5 protein-coding genes are annotated in these 4,971 nt (G+C 47.3%); 3 read left to right on the top strand and 2 right to left on the bottom strand.

Annotated features, from left to right (window positions below):
* A partial coding sequence (locus E4021_RS17765) for a transposase (protein ID WP_136460831.1) occupies window positions 1–257 on the bottom strand: 257 nt, incomplete at its 3' end.
* A 907-nt stretch (window positions 258–1,164) separates the two neighbouring features.
* Window positions 1,165–2,394 (bottom strand): IS4 family transposase, encoded by a 1,230-nt coding sequence (locus tag E4021_RS17760; RefSeq protein ID WP_136460829.1) that lies wholly within the window; start codon window positions 2,392–2,394, stop codon window positions 1,165–1,167.
* Window positions 2,395–2,682: 288 nt separating this feature from the next.
* On the opposite strand from E4021_RS17760, the gene E4021_RS17755 reads away from it, so the two are divergent.
* The 3 genes from E4021_RS17755 to E4021_RS17745 are packed head-to-tail and all read left to right on the top strand — an operon-like array spanning window position 2,683 to window position 4,434.
* Window positions 2,683–3,114 carry a hypothetical protein gene (locus tag E4021_RS17755; RefSeq protein ID WP_136460827.1) on the top strand — a complete coding sequence of 144 codons (432 nt, stop codon included), beginning with the start codon at window positions 2,683–2,685 and terminating at the stop codon, window positions 3,112–3,114.
* Between the two features lie 5 nt (window positions 3,115–3,119).
* The gene (locus E4021_RS17750) at window positions 3,120–3,551 is read left to right on the top strand and encodes a hypothetical protein (protein ID WP_136460825.1); all 432 of its coding nucleotides are present in this window, start codon (window positions 3,120–3,122) and stop codon (window positions 3,549–3,551) included.
* On the top strand, window positions 3,544–4,434 hold the full coding sequence (locus E4021_RS17745; protein ID WP_136460824.1) for a caspase family protein: 891 nt from the start codon (window positions 3,544–3,546) through the stop codon (window positions 4,432–4,434). Before E4021_RS17750 ends, E4021_RS17745 begins: the two co-directional genes overlap by 8 nt.
* Window positions 4,435–4,971: the final 537 nt, after the last annotated feature.

Here is a 4,971-nt window from a genome sequence, read left to right as displayed (position 1 = left end):
TTCCACTGGAGTTCGTCCAACACTGCGTCAAAGGTGCCGTCCTTGCTCCAGCGGCGAAACCGGTCATAAACGGTCTGCCATGAACCAAATCGGGCTGGAATGTCACGCCACGCCGCCCCACTGAAGAGTACCCAGAGGATACCATTCAGCATCGTGCGGTGATCGCGACTGGGTCGACCTCTAGCTCCAGCGGGGCGAACTGGAAAAAGGTGAGCGATAGCCGCCCATTGTTCATCCGTAATTTCGTACCTACGCATACCCCAAAAGTAGGCGCTAGACATTTTTCAGACACAGCCTAGTAGTGCATCGTGCGGCTTCGAAGATCAGATAGGAAGTAAATCAATAGTAAGCGCTTACCGCGACGATGATCGTTATTTTACCTATAGAGAAGATTGCACTAAAACCGTATCGGAACACAGCGATCCTAAAAAGTTTCAGCAGTGGAATAAATATTTGACTTCGGTTTCAACTGGCGTAGATGGGTATTACGAGTTCAAGCAGCCAACAAGGTACTATGACGGGGAAACCATAGATACATCATACAAAGCTCCCTTACTAGAATATACAATACAAGACGGAAAGCTAAATGGGTCTTATAGTCTCTATTCACGCACCGGAATACTTATAGAGACAGGTAAGTATATAGAAGGAAAGAAATATGGTACTTGGGTCTATCGCGAGGTTCAATACAACATTGATCACGTTGTTGACATAGTCACCACTTCTAAATACCATAACGGAAGGGTAATGGAAGAATTAACTAAACGTACTTACAAATACTGGTAAGCTAAAACTCAATATGTAGTCTTATAGCATACTCAAGAGATTTCAAAACCTTAGTCAACTATAAAAGCAAGTGGTTTTGAAGAATCGCCCAACATTGCGCCAACTCCATTAAGCTAAGCGACTAAGCGCCATACCGGAGCCTCCATCAGGGCTACTCTTCGGCCGCTATTGCGGCGAGCCAGGTTGGAAAGTAACTTTAGGGTATAGCGTCCCCGTCCGGCCGTGAGGCGGCCCGTGCCGTGACCTGCTGCCTTGGTAGTCCATTAGAGTGCCGAGCGATAGTTGGGTTCGTAAACGTGTCGGTCCTGACTCCGCATGATCCGTCTAATACGAGCACGGCTCGGGCGGGGCCTATAGGGTTCCAGGTACTGAACCAGTTCATCTAGCAGGACTTTGGTGCGGGCCCGCCAGCGCTGTACGCCGTCCAGGAAGAGGGTGGGTAGCCACCGCTTGATCAGTCCGAAGCGAAGCAAGGGGAAGGGGCCCCTTGGTGAAGCCGTTGCGGTTGATCCGGTAGCTGTATTTACGGTCTTTGGTTCGGGCTTGTTTGACCAGCTCCCGGTCGAGGAGGCAGGCGCTCTGCACGTTGTAAAACCAGAAGGTTGACCAGAGATCTTGCTCTACGCCTGGCTGGGTGTAGGCTGAGGTCAGTGCCAACTGAAGGAAAGACTTAAGGTGGGAGATGCCCGTCTCCACGCCCCAGCGCAGGCCGTAGAGCTCCCCGATGCGCCGGTAGTGAAAGCGGCGGCGGTGCATCAGGGTGGTCAGGAGAACCTCCACTTCTCCCATACTGAGCTCGACGCGCACGAGGCGCAGTTCCAGGGGTTGGCGCCAGACGGGCTGCTGCCCCAGGTCGCGCAGGGTACGGTAGGCGCGGTCCTTTAGTTCCACAATAATGAGGCGGTCGGGCTCGCCGCTGCGCACGAAGTCGCGCACTTCGGGACTCATATCGATCGGCAGGCGGATGATGCAGTCGGAGCCGTGGCGGCGGTGCAGGAAGGGCAGCCCGTAGCCGGCGTAGCCGCGATCGTAGATATAGATGGCGTCTTGGGGTAAGCGTTCGACGTTGGGGTAGGCGTGGCGGATCTCGCCGCTGTTTTGGGTGTGCAAATCGGCCCGCAGAATAATGCGGTTGAGCAGGTCGTAAGTAAGCAGAATGCGGGTGGAGGGGACATTGTCGTGCTGGTTCTGGTGGAAGCCAAAGGCCTCACCGATCCAACCCTCGCGGGGCAGGGTCTGACCCGTACCATCGACGGCGAAGAGCAGGTAGGAGCGCCAGCGGCGGGCGTGGCGGAAGCAGGCATAAAAATCCGTGACCGAACGGTAGAAGAAGTCGCGGTAAAAGGCGGGACGGATGTACCTGCGGCGCTGGGCAAAGGCCGACTTTGTCACCGGGGCAAGTCCCAGGTAACCGAAAAAATCGTGCAGCTCTACGGCGGTGGATTTACGTACCAACTGCAGGATGAAGGCCACCGTGCGCCGGAAGGTCAGTGGGCTGCTGCGGGTGAAGCGACGGTGGGGATCGACGATATACTGGGCCCGTTGCTCTTCGGTGAGGTCGGGGAAGCTGCGCAGGAGGCTGAGAAAGCGGGTCAGGGCGTGGGTCATTCTCCCAAGTTCGGGAGCACGGTAATACCATCAAATGCTTAGCTTAATGGCCGTGAACACCTTACCTTCGGCAACTCCACCATTTGAAATATTTTTTGAGGCTACGCCTCAACATCATTCCAAATCCCGGAGCTGTGTGGGCAGCTCACGTTGTGGGCAATGAACCTACACCAGATCAATGCCAATTAGTTATATATTAACAATAATTTTATATGACAAAATTGCTTCTTCTGGGTTTTATCAACTATATTGTATTGGCAGAGGGTTTATAAATAAAATATGCTTGATATGAAATTTGTCAGTACCTTAATGTATGTTCTGCTTAGTCTTGGTGTGTTCAGTCAATCGGAAGTTGATCTAAATACAAAAATTGATCTCACTGACGACAGTATCAAAGTTTGGAAATTTCAGAAAGTTGTAGAGACTATGGGGTCAAGAAATATAACCAGCGAAGAATGTATGTCCGATACTCTTATATTTGAAAGTAAAGGTCAAACCGTTAGTGGTAATTTGTGCAGTTTTGCCTCGTTTGAAAATACTGTGTGGACTATAAAAAAGATAAATGATGATGAAATATACTTAGTAGTTAAAGGAGTAAATTATATGGTTGATATATACTTTCGTAATGAAGGCGGTACAAGGACAAAAACTCTTCGATTGAAGAAGTTAAGCAAAGAAAAGGGGTTGCCATCAATCGCTTACTACTATATAGAAAAATAGATATAGTGAAAAATGTTGATGCGATTTCAAAAATTGTTGCTGCCCTTATTGCAGCGGGTGGCTTCATTTGGGGTATAATTGAGTTTCAACAACGGCAGTTCTTTAATGAAACGCATGAGTTCCGATGGCGACTGTGGGAAGAAAGGCTAAAGGTATATACAGATTTACAACAAGTTTCCGCAGATATAATAATATTCAGAAATGATTCAATAGCTTTAGATAGCTTGGAAGAAAAATTGGATCGGCTTTATTATTCAGCCTTAGTTGTAGTGGAGGATCCGGAGGTTGAGGCAAAGGTGATTGAGTATCGTGAATCATTAAATGATTTTCGTCAAGGAATAAAGGATTCTCACTTCTTGAAAAGGAAGCAAATCGATATGATGAAAGGTCTATCTGCCTCTCTCAAAAAACGTCAACAACTTCTATTCGATGATTAAGGCAATCAACTTAGCAATCGTTACGATCCTAGTACAAATAGGATGCATAACAGCCCAAAAATATGATTTGTTTTATCTTTCCATGGGCTCACCTGTATACAGCAATCTTGGCAACTTAGATGCTGCAGAGGTAGGGGCGACAGAAATGTCCAATTTGTTTGATGAATTGGGAGCAGTAGACGGTTTAAAAGTTATAACGGATGTAAGCCATCCTATGACCGATAAGCTTATAAATAAATCACTAAATGGGCTTGTTAAGTTAATTCGAAAGAGTCGCTCAAGCAATCCATTGGTAATATTTTACTACGCCGGACATGGATTTACATCAGGACTCAGCAAAGGGTTATACATTCCACCAACTGATTTTGATATTGATAATACGAAAGATTATGATTACATGGATTGGCTTGAAAACACTATATCGCCACTCCAGGTAAAAGAGTTTTTGGATGAACAGAATTTAGACTATATTCTCATGTTTGACTCCTGTCAAGAAGGTGAATTGGTCGATGACCAAGTGTTAGACAGTTACGTTATTGATAATTTGGGGTTGGAAACATTAGATACTCTGATGCGTCAAACATATGAAATACTAATTGCCTACAATTTGATGGTAGGCGACAATCCAGTAATATTATCTTGTGAACCAGGAAATATAGTATCAACAGAGCCATATAATTTTGGAAATGGTACGGTGGATACTGCTCCTCTATGTAGAAGAGCACATATTGTTTTAAAGAGAGAGTTAGTGGGTGAGAGTGTTTCAGTTAAAAAGTTCATGCAAACTCTACTCAATCATGAGCTCGATCCGTCTACCAATTCCCTTTTTACTGCGTGGAAGTATGGTGAAAAAAATGATAAAACAATAGGAATTATTAGATAAATCTTAATGAATGCACACAACACTGCCTACCACGTTCAGCCGCCGGTTCAGTTTGTGGGTACTATCATTGCTTCAAAGGCGGGTTCAATGGATGTCGACACCCGCTTAAATTGCTGGTGAAGGCGGCCGTCGGGTAGGCCCCCGTCAGAGTGTGCAAAAAGTATACTTTCCGATTTTATAGCCGTATCTTATGGGTATCCCACTGATACCCAGGAAAAATGCCCAGAAAAATAGGTTTGGGAGTATTGCATAAAGTGTGTCAAGGGTAATTCTTAGGATTAAAGATTAAGGGAAAAGAAGAAGGAAGTCAAGCCCTCCCGGCCCTGGTTCTAGAACCAGGGCCGGGAGGGCTTGCGCCGCCGGCTCAGAGGTCCAGGCGCAATCGGTCGTCGTACAGGATGGCCAGCTGGGCCAGGATCCGGTTCCAGTTGTGCATGGGCTTTTGCCACTTGGCGGTGACGTCGCGCTGGACGAGGTACAGCAGCTTCATCAGCGCCGTGTCGGAAGTGAACGACCCCTTGGTCTTGGTGACCCGCC

This window comes from Neolewinella litorea (assembly GCF_004803465.1).
GTDB classification, from domain to species: domain Bacteria; phylum Bacteroidota; class Bacteroidia; order Chitinophagales; family Saprospiraceae; genus Neolewinella; species Neolewinella litorea.
The sequence above is the reverse complement of the archived record's forward strand: the minus strand, read 5'-3'. Positions and strand labels throughout refer to the sequence as shown.

Coding starts and splice junctions, on each gene's coding strand:
- E4021_RS17745 (WP_136460824.1), top strand. CDS start 3,544: ATGATTAAGGCAATCAACTTAGCAATCGTTACGATCCTAGTACAAATA.
- E4021_RS17755 (WP_136460827.1), top strand. CDS start 2,683: ATGAAATTTGTCAGTACCTTAATGTATGTTCTGCTTAGTCTTGGTGTG.
- E4021_RS17760 (WP_136460829.1), bottom strand. CDS start 2,394: ATGACCCACGCCCTGACCCGCTTTCTCAGCCTCCTGCGCAGCTTCCCC.